This is a genomic window from Thalassobius sp. Cn5-15 (assembly GCF_022347685.1).
Taxonomy (GTDB): Bacteria; Pseudomonadota; Alphaproteobacteria; order Rhodobacterales; family Rhodobacteraceae; genus Thalassobius.
Genome location: NZ_JAKRGF010000005.1, coordinates 73,058 through 91,977 on the forward strand (window position 1 = coordinate 73,058; position 18,920 = coordinate 91,977).

The 18,920-nt window shown below is 56.9% G+C and carries 17 protein-coding genes, 1 tRNA gene and 1 other RNA gene; 9 read left to right on the forward strand and 10 right to left on the reverse strand.

Annotation, left to right across the window (positions count from 1 at the left end):
* Window positions 1-59 precede the first annotated feature (59 nt).
* A complete protein-coding gene (locus tag MHM86_RS12140) occupies window positions 60-629 on the forward strand; it encodes a tetratricopeptide repeat protein (RefSeq protein WP_239199879.1) in 570 nt (189 codons plus the stop codon).
* 102 nt (window positions 630-731) lie between these two features.
* Window positions 732-818, forward strand: a tRNA-Leu gene (locus MHM86_RS12145).
* Window positions 819-1,037: 219 nt separating this feature from the next.
* Here MHM86_RS12145 and MHM86_RS12150 read toward each other — a convergent pair.
* The 7 genes from MHM86_RS12150 to MHM86_RS12180 form a co-directional block, all read right to left on the reverse strand.
* Window positions 1,038-2,132, reverse strand: coding sequence for a DUF4114 domain-containing protein (locus MHM86_RS12150; RefSeq protein ID WP_239199882.1), 1,095 nt, complete (start codon window positions 2,130-2,132; stop codon window positions 1,038-1,040).
* A gap of 245 nt (window positions 2,133-2,377) precedes the next feature.
* Window positions 2,378-3,289 carry a LysR family transcriptional regulator gene (locus MHM86_RS12155; protein ID WP_239199885.1) on the reverse strand — a complete coding sequence of 304 codons (912 nt, stop codon included), beginning with the start codon at window positions 3,287-3,289 and terminating at the stop codon, window positions 2,378-2,380.
* Between the two features lie 72 nt (window positions 3,290-3,361).
* Window positions 3,362-5,065, reverse strand: coding sequence for an ABC transporter ATP-binding protein (locus MHM86_RS12160; protein WP_239199888.1), 1,704 nt, complete (start codon window positions 5,063-5,065; stop codon window positions 3,362-3,364).
* 3 nt (window positions 5,066-5,068) lie between these two features.
* Entirely contained in the window at window positions 5,069-6,004 is a 936-nt protein-coding gene (locus tag MHM86_RS12165) for an ABC transporter permease (protein WP_239199891.1), read from the reverse strand.
* A gap of 12 nt (window positions 6,005-6,016) precedes the next feature.
* Window positions 6,017-6,982 (reverse strand): ABC transporter permease, encoded by a 966-nt coding sequence (locus MHM86_RS12170; RefSeq protein ID WP_239199894.1) that lies wholly within the window; start codon window positions 6,980-6,982, stop codon window positions 6,017-6,019.
* A 112-nt stretch (window positions 6,983-7,094) separates the two neighbouring features.
* Complete coding sequence (locus MHM86_RS12175; protein ID WP_239199897.1) at window positions 7,095-8,687, reverse strand: ABC transporter substrate-binding protein; 1,593 nt, start codon at window positions 8,685-8,687, stop codon at window positions 7,095-7,097.
* Window positions 8,688-8,732: 45 nt separating this feature from the next.
* On the reverse strand, window positions 8,733-9,527 hold the full coding sequence (locus MHM86_RS12180) for an N-formylglutamate amidohydrolase (protein ID WP_239199900.1): 795 nt from the start codon (window positions 9,525-9,527) through the stop codon (window positions 8,733-8,735).
* Between the two features lie 410 nt (window positions 9,528-9,937).
* On the opposite strand from MHM86_RS12180, the gene MHM86_RS12185 reads away from it, so the two are divergent.
* The 3 genes from MHM86_RS12185 to rpmG all read left to right on the forward strand — a co-directional run bounded on the left by MHM86_RS12185 (window position 9,938) and on the right by rpmG (window position 12,264).
* Window positions 9,938-11,449: a M81 family metallopeptidase gene (locus MHM86_RS12185; RefSeq protein ID WP_239199903.1), complete on the forward strand. Its 1,512-nt coding sequence runs from the start codon at window positions 9,938-9,940 to the stop codon at window positions 11,447-11,449.
* A gap of 72 nt (window positions 11,450-11,521) precedes the next feature.
* Window positions 11,522-11,932, forward strand: an RNA gene (gene rnpB / locus MHM86_RS12190) — RNase P RNA component class A.
* A 164-nt stretch (window positions 11,933-12,096) separates the two neighbouring features.
* Window positions 12,097-12,264: a 50S ribosomal protein L33 gene (gene rpmG, locus MHM86_RS12195; protein ID WP_007814563.1), complete on the forward strand. Its 168-nt coding sequence runs from the start codon at window positions 12,097-12,099 to the stop codon at window positions 12,262-12,264.
* Between the two features lie 198 nt (window positions 12,265-12,462).
* Here rpmG and MHM86_RS12200 read toward each other — a convergent pair whose 3' ends face one another.
* Entirely contained in the window at window positions 12,463-13,221 is a 759-nt protein-coding gene (locus MHM86_RS12200) for a Bax inhibitor-1/YccA family protein (RefSeq protein WP_239199906.1), read from the reverse strand.
* A gap of 173 nt (window positions 13,222-13,394) precedes the next feature.
* Complete coding sequence (locus tag MHM86_RS12205) at window positions 13,395-13,613, reverse strand: DUF1127 domain-containing protein (RefSeq protein ID WP_239199909.1); 219 nt, start codon at window positions 13,611-13,613, stop codon at window positions 13,395-13,397.
* 136 nt (window positions 13,614-13,749) lie between these two features.
* On the opposite strand from MHM86_RS12205, the gene MHM86_RS12210 reads away from it, so the two are divergent.
* A complete protein-coding gene (locus MHM86_RS12210; RefSeq protein ID WP_239199912.1) occupies window positions 13,750-14,601 on the forward strand; it encodes a LysR family transcriptional regulator in 852 nt (283 codons plus the stop codon).
* Between the two features lie 58 nt (window positions 14,602-14,659).
* On the opposite strand, the gene MHM86_RS12215 is transcribed toward MHM86_RS12210, so the two are convergent.
* Complete coding sequence (locus MHM86_RS12215) at window positions 14,660-15,619, reverse strand: NADPH:quinone oxidoreductase family protein (protein ID WP_239199915.1); 960 nt, start codon at window positions 15,617-15,619, stop codon at window positions 14,660-14,662.
* Between the two features lie 433 nt (window positions 15,620-16,052).
* Between MHM86_RS12215 and MHM86_RS12220 the strand changes: the two genes are divergently transcribed.
* From MHM86_RS12220 to MHM86_RS12230, 3 genes are all read left to right on the forward strand, one after another.
* Entirely contained in the window at window positions 16,053-16,424 is a 372-nt protein-coding gene (locus tag MHM86_RS12220; protein WP_239199918.1) for a helix-turn-helix domain-containing protein, read from the forward strand.
* 71 nt (window positions 16,425-16,495) lie between these two features.
* On the forward strand, window positions 16,496-17,296 hold the full coding sequence (hisN, locus tag MHM86_RS12225; protein ID WP_239199921.1) for a histidinol-phosphatase: 801 nt from the start codon (window positions 16,496-16,498) through the stop codon (window positions 17,294-17,296).
* 235 nt (window positions 17,297-17,531) lie between these two features.
* On the forward strand, window positions 17,532-18,869 hold the full coding sequence (locus tag MHM86_RS12230; protein ID WP_239199924.1) for an 8-oxoguanine deaminase: 1,338 nt from the start codon (window positions 17,532-17,534) through the stop codon (window positions 18,867-18,869).
* Window positions 18,870-18,920 lie beyond the last annotated feature (51 nt).

An 18,920-nucleotide genomic window follows, 5' to 3' on the forward strand; every position in this document is an offset into this window, starting at 1 on the left:
AATTGCAGATCGCGCAGCCGTGACTTGATTGGTTGCGAAATTATGCGACGATTTGGGATATGAAACGCGTCTTGTCCCCCTCCGCCACCCTCCTGATTGCCATCCTGTCTGGCCCGCTTCATGCGGCGGACTGTCCACCAGCGGTGGATCACGGGGATCAGATCGCAGCGCTTCTCAATCAGGCGCGAATTGCACCTGATGCTCGGTCCGGCCAGTTGATTAGCAATGAGATGTGGGCGATTTGGGCGAAAGCTCCTGATGAAGTGGCGCAGGCGATACTGGATCGCGGTATGGCCAAGCGTGCGTCGTTTGACTACGTCGGCGCAAAGGCGGATTTTGATGCGCTTGTGGCTTACTGTCCAGATTATGCCGAAGGCTATAATCAACGCGCTTTCGTGCTTTTCCTGACGCAAGAATACACGGCGGCGTTGGCGGATCTGGATCATGCGCTGGAACGTTCCCCAACCCATGTGGCTGCATTGGCTGGCAAGGCACTGACGCTGATGGCGCTAAATAAGCTGGAGGAAGGGCAGGCGTTGTTAAGGCAAGCATTGGCGCTGAACCCGTGGTTGCCGGAACGCGGCATGTTGTTGCCAGAAGATGCCCTGCGGTCTGATACGGACCTCTGATTTCTATTGATCGCCGGATGTGTCACAGCACGGCTTTACACCCCGCAGGTTTTCGCTATGGTCCGCCAGACCATTCACGGGGGGCAGGCCCCTCCGCAGGCTGCCCGCGTGGTGGAATGGTAGACACAGGAGACTTAAAATCTCTAGGCCGTATAGGCCGTGCCGGTTCGAGTCCGGCCGCGGGTACCACTTTACAAGCTCAGTTAGATGCTAAAATGCACGGAAATCCCAGCGCGTGGCCGCGTATAGCAGCCTACCATGCGATGCGCTTAGACGGGGGGCAGTGTGACTTCAGATCGGTAGGTACCTCAGGAAGCTATTCATCAACAATTCGCGGGTATTGTCTGGAAGTATCGTCATGGGCAGATGGTAGCTGGCTGAAATTGGGTTGGAGTTGTTTTCTTTGCGTCAGAAGAGCGCAAAGTCTTCAATATAAATAACCGCGTCTTGGAAATCTCGGTCTCCTCCGCCTCGGGTGTCCTCAAAACCCATCATGAAACCCTTTTCTGTATGAGCTGTAACGACATGCTCTATACCATCTGCATTCAATCTTGAAGCGAATGAATGGTAAATTTCACCATCATAGACTGCACCTCTGACGCTAGATGTGCCATTCCGTGTAAACACAAATTCATCTTCTATAGAAGCGCCGCCTTTCACAATAAAGAAGCCGATTTTGTTTGCTGCCGTCATATCGGTGACTTCTATGCTCGTTCCTTCAGCAGCTTTACTGTCACTGGCCAAGATGCGGGCGTTTATAATTTCCCCATCTACGGTCACTTCGTATATGCTCAGGGCATTAGTCGCGGATGATTCAGCCCCCTCAAAGCTAATTTTGAACCCGCTCACACCAGTACTGGTAAGGTATCCCTGATCAAGTACGCCTTTGGTGCCTGAGAATTCAATGCCTTCCAAAAGGTCTATGTCTCTAGCGGCCTCGTGACGATCGACTATACGTTTGGAGATCTCGGCCATTTGGTGGTCTTTCGGATGTATATTGACACCAGGATGATCAAAAACAGGAAAGTCTTTGGCTTTTTGCGTCAGGAAGATATCTCCTAAGAAAATGAATTCTGCGCCCAATGCCGAGGATTTTTGGTAAATTAGAGCGTCTGTCTCTTGGGTTCGCCAGTAGGTGCTTGTGACGAATACTTCAGTTGAACTCGTGACGTTTGACGATATTGCGTCATACAGAGCGCTGAGTTCATCTGCATTGTCAGGGAAGGCAGCGTTGTCGCCAAATTGTAGTACTAGAAAGTCCGCATCCATGATATCAGGAGCAACATCATTTATGTCTGCCGACAGTGATGTGCTGTCCCATTCGAGAGGGTACATATTCTCGATAAAGAGAGTGTCAGTGCTTGCCCCGAGCGCCCCGAATGTTAGATGGGCATAGTCGCGATCTGCACTGCTGGCTGCCATCCCGTAGTTTCCTAACCAACCGATCGAAGTATTGGGCTCATGATGGGTAATACTGTTCCCTAAAAACACAAATCTAGCCAAGTGTGCGTCCTTTATATGAAAGGTCTTCGAGATATTTAACTCTAGGTATAAGTTCCAAATGCTATGGGCAAGTGAATGTCATATTTATAATACTAAACTTGCGTTCGGAATAAGCGTGATTTTGACTGTTGGTTCGGCGGCCTTTGATACCTTAAAAGATCAAGGCGAACGCCGATCAATCCCGTTACTCCGATAGAGGGGGGACGCGAGTTCTGCGCGCTGCAAGCAGTGCTTCGAGTGTTCGCTCATTGAGTGGAATATTCAGGGAAACTATTCATCAACAATTCGCGGGTGTCAGACGTCGCCTGCCAGTCTGCGCAGGCCATATAGAAGGGCGTTTGATATTCGACCCCGTCCACGGTTCTATAGACAAGGTCGCTGTTTCGATCGCAGATGTGTTTGGCGACCAGTGCGTTGCTGAAGGTTACTGCGGACATGGCATTGACCATCTGAATGGAAAAACCTGCAAAGGGCGACTGTAAGACAGTTTTGACTGAGATGCCGTGTTCCTGCCATAGGCGGGCAAAATAGCGGTAGGCCGGATCGTTGCGCGTAGAGGTGACAATTCTCTGTCCGTCAAAATCGGCTACTGCCAAGGTGTCGCGTGCGGCCAGTGGGTGGCTGGCGGGCAGTACGGCAACCTGCGGCGCGGCGCCGATGATTTCCGAATGCAGGCCGGGATGATCGAACCGGCGGGTGTGAAAGGCGAAATCAATGTGGCCCTGCACCAATGCTTGCACCATGTCGGGCAGGGGAACGGAACTGACGTAGAACATCGCTTCGGGGTGATGAGCGGTGATCTTGCTAACCATCTGGGGCAGGATTTCATTGGCGATACTCATCGACGCGGACAGTCGGATCGTCGATAGCAGGCCGGTGTGACCATAAGACAGCTGAGCCTGAAACCGGTCCAGATGCGCCAGCAGGCTGACCGCGTCCTCCCGCAGACTTTCGGCGCGGTTGGTGGGGAAAACAGCGCCGTTGCGGCGGATGAACAGCGGTGCGCCGATGGAATCTTCCAGCACTTTGATCAATTGGCTGATCGCGGGCTGCGATACGCCCAGCTGACGTGCTGCGGCGGAGAAAGATCCCGTGGAAACGACGGCGGAAAAGGCCTCGATATGTTTCAGGCGCCGAATCCGGTTGGACTTGGGCATAGCGTGTCCTTATGCGTGATCGGTGGGTTTTACTCATTTCAGCACCGATCACGCAAAACTGCAAAAGCTTTCTTATGACGCCTCTTCGGGGCGGAACCGCGGCATCGCGGCCAGCAGGCCTTGGGTGTAGGGGTGATCAGGGGCAACCAAAACTTTTTCGCAATCGCCCGCTTCGACCACTTCGCCCGCTTTCATGACCATGACGCGGTCACACATCTGACGCACCACAGACAGATCGTGGCTGACAAACAGCAGTGTCAAACCCAGCTGGTCCTGCAGATCTTTCATCAGGTTCAGCAGCTCTGCCTGAACCGTCACATCCAAGGCTGAGGTGGGTTCGTCACAGAAGATGAAGTCAGGCCGGAAGGACAGTGCGCGTGCGATTCCGATCCGCTGACGCTCGCCACCCGAAAAAGCATGCGGCATCTTGCGGGCGGACGCGCGGGGCAGGCCGACCAGTTCCATGAGATCACCCGCAAGGGTGCGCGCCTCTTGGCGTGTCAGGGTGCCGTGGGCACGCAGCGCGTAGGTGATGTTGTCACCGGCCGTCATCCGCGGATTGAGCGACGAATAGGGATCCTGAAAGATACACTGCAACGATTGCCGGTGGGCCAGTTTGTCCGCGCGGGACTTCAGATCGTCGATATTGCGGCCGCGATAGGTGATTTCATACCCTGCATCAGGTTTGTGTAGCCCAAGGATCATCCGGCCTACGGTGGATTTGCCGGATCCGCTTTCGCCCACAATGCCCAGTGTTTCGCCGGGATAGACGTCAAAGCTAACGTCAGATACCGCCTTGAAGTCAGTTGCCGCTTTCAGGGCCGTGGCGTTGTTGGTGAAGGTCTTGGACAGGTTGCGTACGCTCAGCAGCGGGGTGCCTTCGACGCCGGCGTCAGTTTTGCGCGACATCAGGTAGTCGATGGCGCGCTGGCGGTCTTCTGCCTTGCCGAGACCGCCGGGTACCGCAAAGCGTTCGATCTTGGTGTCGATGCGCGGAATCGCGGCCATCAATTCCCGGCTATATGGCTGTGTCGGATGTTTTAGCACCTGCGCGGTTGGGCCTTCTTCGACCAGTTTGCCGTGGCGCAGGACATAGACGTAATCACACATCTCAGCCACGACGCCCATGTCGTGGGTGATGAGGATGATGGCGATGTTTTCCTGACGGGTCAGTTTGACCAGCGTGTCCAACACCGCCTTTTGCACCGTAACATCCAGTGCAGTCGTCGGTTCATCCGCGATGATAAGATCGGGTTTTGCACTGATCGCGATAGCAAAGACGATCCGCTGGCACAGGCCGCCTGACAGTTGGTGCGGATATTTCGACAGCCGTTCTTCGGGGTGGGGGACCTCCGCCTGTTCCAGCAGTGTGATGGCATAATCACGCGCGGCACTGCCACGTTTGTCGGTGTTGGCTTCGATCGCCTCTACGATCTGTTCGCCAATGGTGAGCACTGGATTCAGCGCGGTCATCGGATTTTGGTAGATGTAGCCGACTTTGTTGCCGCGAATGTCAGTGAAGGCGTGTTCTTCCAGTTGGGTGACCATCACCTGATCCAGCGACACGCCGCCGGTGTCGATCACTGCGTTTTCATCCAACAGCCCCAACGTGGCCTTGCCGATGGTAGACTTGCCCGCGCCGCTCTCACCAACGACGCCAACGATCTGGCCACGGTTTACGGTCATTGAGAACCCGTCGATGGCACGGAATTTTTCTCCGTCGGCCATCGGGTAGGCGATGGTCAGATCTTCGACATGAATAAGGTGCTCTGTCATGGATCAATCCTTTCCGCGCAGATAGGGGTTGGCGTGGTCACGCAGGCGGTCGGCAACCATGTTGATACACAGCACCATTGCCACCAGTACGAGACCGGGGAAGAGGCTGATCCACCATTTTCCCGAGAGGATGTAGTCGTTGCCATTGGCGATCAGCAGGCCCAGCGAGGGTTCGGTGATCGGCACGCCCACGCCGAGGAAGGACAGTGTGGCCTCTGCACCAATTGCGCCCGAGATGGACATCGGCAATACCACCAGCACCGGCGAGATCGAGTTGGGGAACAAGAACCGCCCCATGATGCGCCAGTCCGACAGGCCTGCCAGTCGGGCGGCGTCGATGTATTCTTTCTTTAGCTCCGACAAGGCCACCGCGCGGACCAGCCGTGCCTCTGATGCCCATGCACCGATGATCAGCGCGATGATCACCTTGTCGATGCCTGACCCGAAGACCGCCAGAACCATCAGTGCCAGCAGGATGCCGGGAAAGCTCATCTTGAGGTCCACGGCACGCATGATCGCTGTTTCGACCCAGCCGCCCTTCATCGCGGCCAAGAGGCCCATAAACACCCCGATGGCAGACCCAACGATCACTGCCACCAGCGCCACAAAGAGAGAGATACGCAAACCGTAAAGAACTGCCGACAGGATATCGCGGCCAAGCGCATCTGTGCCAAGCAGGCTGGGTGTGCCGTCCCACAAGGTGGATCCTGGTGGCAATAAACCATCAAGGATATCAAGCTGCGCCTGGTCATAGGGGTCCTGAGGCGCAATCAGCGGCGCGAAAATGGCCAGAAGGACAAAGATGGTGATCCCAATCAGCCCTGCCAGTGCGCCCGGATGACCGCGAAAGACCTTCCAGAACTTCTCGGAAAAGGTGGGTTCGCCTGTGTTGACGGTATCGAGAGTTTCGACATCAGTATTCGTTACATCGCTGGACATGTCTTCCCTCCCTCAGGTGTAGCGGATGCGCGGATCGAGCAGTGCATAGAGCACGTCGACGATGAAGTTGATGGTCACGAACATCAGCGTGATCAGGATCAGATAGGCGACAACAACCGGACGGTCGGAACTGTGGATACTGTCCAGTAGCAGTTTGCCGATACCGGGCCAGGAGAACACCGTTTCGGTGACTGTGGCAAAGGCGATGAGGCCGCCCAGTTGCAGACCGGTGATGGTCACAATCGGGATCAGGATGTTGCGCACCAGATGGCGGCGCACGATGCGGTTGCGGCTGATACCTTTGGCGCGGGCAAAAGTCATATAATCCTGATACATCACCTCTTGGGTACCGGATCGGGCCAGTCGCGCCTGCAGACAGATCGTATAGATCGCAAGGTTCAGCGCTGGCAGGATCAAGTGGCTGAGGCCATCAAGGCTAAAGAGCGACCAGCCGACGCCGAATATATCAACGGTGTCGCCGCGGCCCGATGCTGGCAACACTTTGAACCAGACAGAAAACAGTAGGATCAGCAGGACACCTTGCCAGAAGTTCGGGATCGAATAGCCGACCGTGGTGGTGAAGCTGATCGTCTTGGTGCTGCGCGCCTTTTGGTTCAGACCGGAGTAGACGCCCAGCGGGATGCCGACGACCAGACCGATGAACATCGCAAAGAAGGCAACTTCTAGCGTGGCAGGCAGGCGTTCAAGGATAAGGTCCAGAACGGGGCGATTGTAGACAAAGGAGATGCCGAAGTCACCGCGTATGACGTTGCCCAGAAAGGTAATGTACTGCGCAATCAGCGGGCGGTCGACGCCCAGTTCTGCAGCCAATGCCAACCGGTCCTCTTCGGTGAAATCCTCGCCTGCGAGGACCGCGACCGGATCAGATATGACGTACATACCGAAGAAAACCAAGGCAGACATGATAAGGATCAGAATGGCGCTCTGTCCCAACCGTTTGCCGACGAAACTCAACATGGACTCACCCCCTGTGAACGAACCTGTGAAGGATGTTTTGTGAAGAAAAGACTACGTGTGCGCGCGCCCCGAACCAAAGGGCAGCCGGGCCCGGGGCGCGCGCATGGCGTTTTTATTTACGCGACACGGTGGTTGCGCTGGTGCGTTCGTCCTGACGGCCATCAACAACCAGATCCGCGCGGTGAGCCCAGATGCTGTGCTGATAGTAGAGTGGGATACCCGGCAGATCCGCGACCGCGACACGCATTGCGTCACCAAGGTGTGCGTTGGCTTTGGCATCATCGGTTTCAACCGCCCATGCCTGCATCGCTGCATCAAACGCGTCGTTTTGGTAATTCGAGTAGTTCGAAGCCCCAAGGCCCAGCGATTTGTCACGCGATGCAAAAGCAAAGGAGATCATCTGCGCCGCACCCTGCGGGTGGCCCCAGCCATAGAGGAAGGCCCCCAATTCGCGGTCGCGGCGTTTGCCGGCAAAGACAGACCAAGGTTCAGTCTTGAGGTTTACAGTGATGCCGACGCGCGACAGATATTGGGTCACCGCCTGCGCCACGCGCGATCCGTTGGCGTAACGGTCGGAGGGTGCGAAGAAGTTGATCTCGAACCCGTCCGCATAGCCCGCTTCGGCCAGCAGGGCCTTTGCCTTGGCCGGATCATATTCCAGCGCGGGCATCTCGGGGGCACCAGCACGGTAGCTGGGCGCAAACTGGTTGGCTGCGGTGGCTTCGCCGCCGAACAGACGGTCGGCAATGGCCTGACGATTGATCGCCATTGACATGGCTTGACGCACGCGCAGGTCAGCCAGCGGAGCGGACCCGTCTGCGGCGGTGACACCGGGGGCACCTTCGGGGTTCACATCCAGAACCATAAAGATCGACCGCCACGACGGTATCGCGGTATAGGTGAGGTCAGGGTTTGCTTTCAGGCCTGGCAGATCTTCGGTCGTGGGGTTTTCAATGATATCAAAATCCCCTGCCAGCAAGCCGGCGAGACGGGCGCCTGCATTGCCGATGGTGCGAATTTCAACATTGTCCCATTCAGCCGCTTCGCCCCAGTAGGCGGGGTTTTTGGCAAGATCCGCTTCGCCGGATTTGTCAAACCGTACAAAGGTGTAGGGGCCGGTACCGATCGCAGCATCGCCTGCCTCAAATTCGGCGCGGGTGGGGTAACGTGTGATGCCGCAATCGCCCTGATCATCATAGCTGATTGCCCCTGCGGGGGTATCTGCGCCAGAGGCGGGCAGGATCGACAGGAACTTCATCTTCTGGACCCATAGCGGGTAGGGCGCCTTCATGTCGAAGCGGACAGTGTGATCATCTACCGCCACAACATCGGCCACCGGACCCATTGAGCTGGTCAGCAGGTTCCGCTTGCCGTCGATGAGGTTCATCATCCGGCAGGCGGAGTACACCACATCACGCGCGGTCAGCGCACCACCGTCGTGGAAAGAAATCCCCTGACGCAGCTTGACGGTCAGCGAGGTCGGGCTGGTCCATTCCCAGCTTTCGGCCAGCAGCGGGCTGTCGTCAGCGGCAACCAGTGCCTCAAACACATGCTCTTTCAGCGATGCGGTGGGGGTGCCGCCGAACGGATAGGGGTCAATGGAGCGCGGTGCAGAGGCAAAGCCAATGCGCAGCGTATCCGCCGAGGCAAGGGCAGGCATGGCCAGCGCCGCTGCGAAGCTAAGTGTGATCAGTGTTTTTTTCATTTTTCTTCTCCCTTGTCGTACCGTCACGATAACCGCTTGTGCGGGTTACGCGCGGTTTTCAATGTAGGTTTTGTAGTGTTCCAGAACCCAGGCGCAGTCTGCCTGAACCTTGGCGAAGTTTTCATTCCGCTCGCGTGTTGCCTCATTCATGTAGAGGTCACGGCGCAGCTCGACCTGCAGAATGTGCTGACCGATCTTGGGCCAACCATAGCGCAGGGTGACCTCGCCGCCGATAAACCGTTTGTTCATGCCCACATCATAGCCACGGGCCGTGAACAGCTCGGCCATCTTTTCCGCCAGATCGGGCGCACAGGAAGAGCCGTTGCGTGTGCCGATATCAATCTGGGGCCGTTCGCCGCCGCCGCGCAGCTTGTGGTCAAACTGGGTCATCGAATGGCAATCAATGATATAGACTTCACCATGCTCACGGCGCAGGTTTTCAACCATATGGGTCATGGTCTGGTGATAGGGGATAAAGTAGCGCGACAAGCGGCTGTGTGCCTCATCCACGCTGAGTTTACGGTTGTAGATCGGTGTGCCGTAGGACTTTGACCAGAACAGCGTGGCGCCCACCTCAACCGATCCGCTGGGCAGAAAGCGGCCTGGCCATGCTTTGGGGTCGTCCAGCATATCGGCATCAATATCGTGCTGATGGCGGTTCACATCCACATAGGCGCGGGGAAATTCTGCCTTAATGGTGGGCAGGCTGAGATTTGCGGCCGCGCCAAAAAGTTCATCGACATACTTATCCGACGGGTGGTCGATCTGCGAATAGCTGAGGGCCGGATCATAGCCGAAATCCTCAGGGTAGACGTCACCCGAATGGGGAAAGGACAGCATCAGGGGGGTGTCCCCGTGTGTGGTCGAGATAACTGACTCTCTCTCTGTTTCGCTTATGGATCGTTTTTGCATCGCAATATCGCCTATTCGGTCCTTCTTGGGTTTACGCTTGAAATAAAAAGTAAGAGCCGGGACGATTCCTGAAAAGCTTATTGTCGAGTCTGTTGGGGGTATAATTTATAGTTATGCACTTTGGCTTATGGGGCCATAAAAAGGAGCAATAAGGTGGTCAGTGAAATTCGGGATCGTTAATCACGAATATGAACCGAAACGGGCTGGCCGCACCGGTCGGCCAAACGGTGGCGCAGGATTTGCGAGCCTAAACATGATCCAAGCGCCCCTGTGTTGCCTGTTTTTACCTTAGGGCAGCTTCGCCTGTTGTCAGGTATTGCTAAATTGGACATGACACCATGAAACGCAAACGTATCGCACTCATTCACTTCCATCTGGAAAGCAATCGTTCCGCTCCTGTAACGGACCGGAGTGAATTTGCTGCCCAAGGCCTTGCGCTGGGGGATGCGTATCAAGAAAAACTGGGACGTCCGTCCCCCGTCGCCTCAAAAGGCACGAAGGGTTTCATGCAGGCGTTTGGTGATTTTGAACCAGTGGCGATCTTTGATGCCTCCGCAGGGGCAGGTGGTATGATGGAGGGGGACTTCTTTGATGAATTGCTGCAGGTCGTGCGGGACCGGTTGCCTGCCGATATTGATGCCGTCTATCTGGATGCCCATGGCGCCTGCATAGCAACCAATGATGAAGATCCCGATGGTACGCTGATTACGTTGGTGCGCGACATTATCGGACCCAAAACGCCGTTGGTTGTAACGCTGGACCTGCATTGCCACGTCAGCCCTGCAATGATCAACGGTGCGGATTTCCTGTCTGCCTACCGCACCAATCCACATGTCGATCAGTTCGAACGTGGTCAGGAGGCAGGGCGCGCGATGCGGCGATTATTTGCGGGGGAAAAGACCGCGCGCGCCCTGGTACAGCTGCCGTTTATTCCACCTTCAACCACGCTCAACACTGATGCGGGGCCTTATGGTCGGATGATGGATGCGGCGGTGGCACGTGCTGAAGGCGCGGTTTGGAATGTGTCGCTTTGCAGCGGGTTTTCGGTCGGTGATTCCTCTAAGGCAGGGGTGAATGTCACCGTGACCGCCGACACTGATGAGGTGGCGCTGCGTACGGCGCGCGACATCGGGCAGGCGTTCTGGGACGCCCGGGAGGAGTTTAATATCTCCCTCACGCCCGTTGCCGATGCGGTTGCTTTGATGGCATCGGATGCGGCGGCGCATATCTATGGTGATGTGGCTGACAACCCTGGCGGCGGGGGGCGCGGTAACACATTGGCTACCTTGAAGGCGATGCTGGAAGGCGGGGTGACCAATGCCATTGTCGGCATGCTTTATGATCCTGCGCTTGCCGCTGAAGCGGCCACATTAGGGGAAGGGGCCACATTTGAGGCGCGGTTCAACCGGGCCGAGGAACATCCGCAATCCGGCAAATTGACCACCGAGGTCAGAGTATTGAAGGTGGCAGACGGTATGGTGGATTGCCGGCGTGGTCTTTACGCGGGTAGTCGTCAGGATCTGGGTGTTTGCGCGCTGCTGGAGTGTGATGGCGTGCTGGTCATCATCTCAAGTATTCGCCGCCAGCTTTGTGATCCAGCGTTTATTGAGCGGTTCGGGCTTGAGATCGCCGATTTTCAAACCGTTGTGGTGAAATCCCGGGGTCATTTTCGTGCGGGCTTTGATGAATACTTCCCGCCAGAGCGTGTCGTGGAAATTGACGGGCCGGGTCTGACCACGCCGGTTCTGTCGCGCATCCCGTTCAAACGGACACCGCGTCCGATCCACCCGCTGGATGCAGAAACGGTTTGGTGCGCAGCAGAGGCTGGTATTGTGAATGAACCGCGCTGAACACTCAGAGCGCGTCGATGGATTACGGTGGATGATTGACCTTACGGGGCGAACTGCCTACACCAGCCAAGCGCGGAGGGCCGGATGGCCGCTGGTGGCAGGGTAACCGGCCACGAGAGGAAAGTCCGGACTCCACAAGGTAAGGGTGCCGGGTAACGCCCGGCGGGGGCAACCCCAGGGAAAGCGCCACAGAAAACAGACCGCCCCGCGGCTCTTTGGTTCGCCATAGGGATCCCCGTCGGGGTAAGGGTGAAACGGTGGGGTAAGAGCTCACCGCGGGTCTGGCAACAGAACCGGCACGGCAAGCCCCACCCGGAGCAATGCCGAATAGGGGCTTCACGCGGCGTGTCCGCAGGGTCTGCCTTGACCCAGAGGCCCGGGTTGGCAGCTAGAGATCTGTTGGTAACAGCAGGTCTAGATGAATGGTCATCTCGGATGGGTTACCATCTATGACAGAATCCGGCTTACAGGCCCTCCGCGTATGTTTATGTTCGGTTTTTGTGAAGGAAATTCCTGCCTTTTCCTTTTGTGCACAGAAACCTGTCATATTGCTGTTGACTCGGGGGGGTGATCCCTTAAAAGGCAGGCTTCAAGGATTCCGCGGGCGGCCCGACTGACCCGTATCGAAAGCGACTGGAGATTTAACAATGGCGAAGCCGACGACGATCAAAATCCGTCTGAACTCGACCGCTGGCACGGGCCACTTCTATGTGACCAAGAAAAATGCCCGCACCATGACCGAAAAAATGGTTGTTCGTAAGTACGACCCGGTTGTGCGTAAGCACGTCGAATACAAAGAAGGCAAGATCAAGTAAGATCGGCCCTCTTGGACAAGTAAGCGCCGTGTAGGAAAGGTCCTGCACGGCGTTTTCTTTTGCGTAGCTGCAGCCTTGGGGCGGCGAAAATGGCGTTCTTTTCGCAAGCTGAATTAGCACCAAATTTCGGCGATCATATCACCAAAAGAAAAGGCCGGTCGAAATGACCGGCCTTTGTTGTTTGCTATGTCGAAGTGTTTATTCACGCTCGCCCAGCAGGTTCAGAAGCATCATGAACATGTTGATGAAGTCCAGATACAGGCTCAGCGCGCCCATGATGGCTGCTTTGCCCAGCCACTCCTGGTCGCCGTGATGGGCGTGTGCCAGGTAGGTGGTTTTGATGTTCTGGGTGTCATAGGCTGTCAGGCCGGCAAAGATCAGCACACCAATGGCAGAGATGGCCATGCTGAGAACGCCAGAACCTAGGAAAATGTTGACGATTGACGCAACAAACAGGCCAATAACGCCCATGATCAGGAACGAACCCCAGCCGGAGATATCCTTCTTGGTGGTGTAACCGTAGAGGGACAGGCCAGCAAAGGCGATCGCGGTGACCAAGAAGATCTGAATGATCGACTGGCCGGTGAATACCAGAAAGATCGAGCTGATCGAGATGCCCATGACAGCGGCAAACGCGTAGAACACTACCTGCGCCGTTGCGGCTGACATACGGTTGATCATCGCCGAAAAGCCGAAGACGAAGGCCAAAGGCGCGAACATCACAACCCATTTCAGCTGCGAAGCGTACAGGGTGGCGCCTAGCTGGGTCAGGCCTATCATCTCACCAGCGTCGTTACGCACAACGGTCAGACCTGCCAATGCCCATGCGGCAAGGAAGGTGATGAGCATGCCAACAGACATGGTGCCGTAAACTTTGTTCATGTGGGCGCGCAGACCCTCGTCAATCTGTGCGGCACGGGCACCCGCTGCGCTTCGGATGGTGTCGAATTCAGCCATTATAGCCTCCGATAATATGGACCATCCCCCGGTGATCCGGAGGGTTAACTCAAATATCGGTGACAGATGCGTCTTTTTCAAGGCGCGGCAGGTGGGTTCGAGCGTATTTTTGCGCTTCATTCGCCGGTATGCCCCGCAAAAAGGCGGGGCATTTAAGCCTTATTTTAACGGGTTCAGTTGGTCCAGTGGTTCGGCGCGTCCCAGATCGGGCGCGCGGCCTCTACTTCGGCCTCTGCACGTGTCAGGCCCAGATCCTTAAGAGCGGCCGAATCAAGCGCGCTGAGGGCGCGGCGCTGACGGTAAAGCGATTGCATTGCCAGCATGCGGCTCAGCAGCGAAAAGGGACGGGAGGAGCGCAGCGCAGCAGCGCGCCGGTTGGTCATCGTGGTCATGGCTGTCTCACCTTCTATTTGTTTTCGTTTTGTGATGAACGTGCGATGTCGCATCATTTCTGTTGATGTGTATGCCGCAATGTGGTTCATTTTGAAAATGAATGTTTGGCAAGGTTATCATCAAGGAGTGTGATGAATGCGAAATCTCGATGTCACCACCCTGCGCTCTTTTGTGGCGGTTGCGGAACTGGGCGGCGTGACCCGCGCTGCGGGTTTCCTGAACCTCACGCAATCTGCCGTCTCTATGCAGTTGAAGCGTCTGGAGGAGTTGCTGAACCTCTCTTTGATCGACCGCAGCAGTCGCGCGGTCAGCCTGACCGCCTCTGGCGAACAGCTGCTGAGTTACGCGCGCCGTATGGTCAGCCTGAATGATGAGGTCATGTCGCGCCTCACCGATCAATCGCTGCAGGGGGAGATTATTCTGGGCGTGCCGCATGACATCGTCTATCCGGCGGTGCCCAAGGTGCTGCAGATGTTTAATGCCAGCTTTCCGCGCATGAAGGTGCAACTGCTGACCAGCTACACCCGCGAATTGAAGGATCAATACCGCCGGGGTGAAGTGGATGTGATCTTGACTACTGAAATCGGCATTGATCCCGAGGGCGAGACGCTGGCCAGCAAACCCCTGCAATGGGTCGGCGCACTGAATGGCAGCGCATGGAAACAGCGCCCGCTGCGGCTGGCCTTTGGCCGCCACTGCATTTTCCGCAGCGGCGCGATCAAATCGTTAGAGGCACGGGCCATTGCCTGGGACATGGCGGTGGAAACCGAAAGCGATCGCACGATCGAAGCGACAGTCAGCGCCGATTTGGCGGTTGCAGCGATGCTGGAGGGGACGAAGCCCGATCATCTGGAGGTCATTGACCACGGTGGCGCGCTGCCTGAGCTGACCCAGCAAAAGATCAACCTATATGCTGCCGATAAAGGCAAAGGCGAAGCGGTAGAGGCCCTGTGCGATCAGCTACGGCAGGCCTTTACGATGATGTAGGGGCGCATCCAATAGACACGCCCCAGTCTCTGGAACTATTGCCTTTGGGGGGCGCGTTTTAGGGCGTCACCACCACCTTGCCGGTGGATTTACGACGACGCAGCAGTTCTAGCGCCTCATCGGCACGGTCCAGAGGCAGGACATGGCTGATATGGGGTTTCAGCGCTCCATCCTCATACCATTTGAACAATTGTGTCATGCTGTCGGTCAGTACCTCGGGGGCAAAGTTGCGGTAGCCGCCATAGTAGAGGCCAAGGATGGTCAGGTTTTTCACCATCACATGGTTGGCCGGAATTTGCGGCACATCCCCGCTGGCAAATCCGATCGGGATCAGTCGCGCCTCTGGCTTGCAGGCGCGAAAGGCTGCTTCCCACTGTGCGCCGCCCACTGGATCATAGACCACATCGGCACCACCCAGCGCCTTCACCTCGGCGCGGATGTCGGCGGTTTTGGCGTCGATCAGATGGTCGGCGCCTGCGGCGCGTGCGATCTCCAACTTGTCCTGCCCGCGGGCGCAGGCAATCACTGTGGCACCCATTAGTTTGCCAATTTCAACCGCGGTCAGGCCAACGCCACCCGCAGCGCCGAGCACCAGCAGTGTTTCACCGGGCTGCATTCGGGCGCGGTGATTGAGGACCACATGGCTGGTGCCATAGGCGATCTGAAAGGCGGCGGCATCTTCATAGGACATGGCATCGGGGAGCGGCACCAGACGGTCGACCGGAAAACAGCCATATTCGGCCAAACCGCCCTGACCAGCGTAGATTGCCACCCGCGTGCCAACGGCAGGGCCCTCGGTGTCCGGTCCCAGTGTCACAACCTCGCCGGCCATTTCCAGACCCAGCGTGAATGGCAGGGCAGGGGTGTCCTGATATTTGCCCTGGCTCATCAAGAGGTCGGCAAAATTCAGACTGCAGGCGCTGATGCGCAAGAGCGCCTCCCCCTGTGCTGGGGTCGGCTCTGCAACCTCTACCAGTTTCGGTGCTTCCTCAAATCCGTGAACCTGAAACGCTTTCATCTACCCCTCCCTGCGCGACGATATGCGGCCTGCTTATGTCGCGTTGCGGCAATTGAGTCAAAAATTGCGCTGCGGCAGCAAGGCGTCCGGTTGTGTTGATATGAGTGATTCTGTCTGATTGTCGCGCTTTGTCGCTTTATTCTGCGGCGTTATTCCGATTGGCCGCAGATCGCTAAATCCTTTGGTGTGGCCGCATCAATAGGTTGATAAAGTGATTAAATTTTGTGCGATTTATGAAAGGCTGCGCCAGAAATACACAAGTTTACCTTTGGATTCTGTTGGGTCGCGCGAGATAAAATTGTAAGTTAAACCTATAGTTATGTGAGTTGCGCTGGTGTTGCTTGACCGGAACTGGGGTTCGGTGAGCGCCCTTTCTGCTGCGCGCAGCGCGGTTATTTGGGGCGTTCCAAGGTATGTATGAAGGAAAGAACTGATGGCTCATCCCGTTGATATGCATGTGGGCAAACGTATTCGCCACCGTCGTTGGATGGCAGGTATGACACAGCAACATCTGGCCAGCGAAGTGGGAATCAAGTTCCAACAGATCCAGAAATATGAAACTGGCGCTAATCGGGTCAGTGCCTCACGGCTCTGGCATATTGCCAACGCGCTGAAGGTGGACGTCAGCTTCTTCTTCGAGGGTCTTGAACGTGATGAAGAGCCAGGCCTGCCCGCAGGTATCGGTCCTGCCGATTTGATCGGTGATAAAGAAGCGCTGGATCTGGTGCGCTCCTACTATGCGATCCCCGGTCATCAACGTAAGCGTCTGTTCGAATTGGTGCGCTGTCTGGCTGACGTGGCCTGAGAGGGCCGCCAAGGCTTGCCGCATTGGGGCGGTCATAGTACCACTCGATCAAAGCGATTGGGGATAAGATAATGGCCTTTACCGACCCGGATATTCTAGAAACAGCACATAAAATGGCGGATGCGGCGCGAGCGGTGATCCTGCCCTATTTCCGTGGTACGGAATTGGCGACTGAAAACAAGCTGAGCGAAGGGTTTGATCCCGTCACCGCCGCCGACCGTGCGGCGGAGCTGGCGATGCGAGAGGTGCTGGCAGAGCGCCGCCCGAACGATGGTATTCTCGGCGAGGAGTTTGGTACTACAGAAGGCACCAGCGGTCTGCATTGGGTGCTGGATCCGATTGATGGCACCCGTGGATTTATGTCCGGCACACCGACGTGGGGCGTATTGATTGCCCTGTCGGATGCGACGGGTCCGCAGTTTGGCATGATCGATCAGCCCTATATCGGCGAACGGTTCTGGGGCAACGCAACAGAGGCCCAGATGCAGGGTCCGCTTGGGGCACGTCCCTTGGGGGTGCGCAAGGTCACGTCGCTAGAGGATGCGGTCCTGTTCACCACCTTTCCAGAAGTCGGCACGGTGGTAGAACGCGCTGGTTTTGAGGCGGTTATGCGTCAGGTCAAACTGACCCGCTACGGCATGGATTGTTACGCCTATGCGCTCCTCGCTGCTGGTCAGATTGATCTGGTGATCGAAGCAGGCCTGCAGGCCTATGACATTCAGGCCCCCATCGCAGTGATTGAAGCCGCCGGCGGCATTGTCACTGACTGGCAGGGCGGTCCGGCTCACGATGGCGGCCGCGTGGTTGCCGCTGCCACGGCAGAACTACATGCGGCGGCTCTGGCTTACCTATGCAAAGTCGCGTCTGCCTAACCGCCATAGGCATGGGTATTCTGGAACAGTGAAAAGCGCTTTCGCTATTCCAGCAATATCCCGGGATAAATTTGGGCATCTGTGATGACCAAAGAGGGGCAGCGCCCTTATCCTCTTGCTTCCAGAACAGCTTTGCGCAAAATCCTTGGATCTGCGCGAGTCCTTTGCCCCTTTCTGTCGCGCGGGCCACACACGAACACCGAAGGGGGCTAAATCGTGTGTGGAGTTTTAGGGCATGACTGAATTTACCTTGCGCAATGTGGATCACATCCTGACGATGGATGATCATCGCCGTGAACTGGCGTGCGCGGATATTTACGTGGCAGGGGGGCAGATCAAAGAGATTGGGCAGAGCCTGCCCATACGGGGGGAGGTGATCGACGGGTGCGGCTGCGTGGTGACACCCGGCCTCGTCAATACGCATCACCATCTCTATCAGAGTCTTACCCGTGCGGTGCCCGGTGGGCAGGACGCATTGCTGTTTGGCTGGTTGCAGACGCTCTATCCGATCTGGGCGCGTTTCGGGCCGGAAGAGTTTTTTGTCTCTGCTCAGGTCGGACTGGCAGAAATGGCGCTGTCTGGCTGTTCGCTCAGCTCTGATCATCTTTACCTCTACCCGAACGGCGGACGGTTGGATGATACGATCGCCGCAGCGGCAGAGGTGGGGTTGCGATTCCACCCCACACGCGGCGCGATGAGTATCGGCGAAAGCGATGGAGGCCTGCCGCCCGATGTGTTGGTGGAGCGGGAAGAGGATATCCTGAACGACTGCATCCGGGTGATTGATGCCCATCATGATGCCAGCGATGGCTCGATGTGTCGCGTCGGCGTTGCGCCGTGTTCGCCATTCTCAGTCAGTCGCGATCTGATGCGCGATGCTGCGATCCTGGCGCGGGATAAGGGCGTGATGCTGCACACCCATCTGGCTGAAAATGACGAGGACATCGCCTATTCTTTGGAAAAATTCGGCTACCGCCCCGGGCAATACGCCGAGGATCTGGGCTGGACCGGTCCCGACGTGTGGCATGCCCATTGTGTGAAACTGGACGGGCAGGAAATCGATCTTTTTGCCCGCTCGGGCACTGGCGTTGCGCATTGTCCGTGTTCCAATTGTCGTCTGGGGTCCGGTATCGCGCCGGTGCGCCCTATGCGTGATACGGGCGTGCAGGTGGGATTGGGGGTTGATGGGTCAGCCAGCAACGACAGTGGCAATCTGATGGCTGAGGCGCGCCAGACCATGCTGTTGCAGCGCGTTGCCTACGGTGCGGATGCGATGAGTGCGCGCGAGGCGTTGGAGATTGCCACCCGCGGCGGGGCAGAGGTGCTGGGCCGGTCTGATTGTGGCCAGTTGGCCGTCGGTAAACGTGCGGATATCGCTATCTGGGACGTGCGCGGGATTGAAAGCGCGGGCAGCTGGGATCCGGCGGCGCTGCTCTTGGCGGGGCCGCAGAAGGTGCGCCACCTTCTGGTCGAGGGGCGACAGGTGGTGCGCGATTATCAGATGGCGACGCTGGATCTGCCTCAGGTGTTGGAACGGCAGCGTGCCTTGGCTTTGCAATTGGCGGCGCGGTGATGCTGAGGCTGAATTGGGGGCTTGGCTTTGGGGGCGGTGCCTGCAATCCTG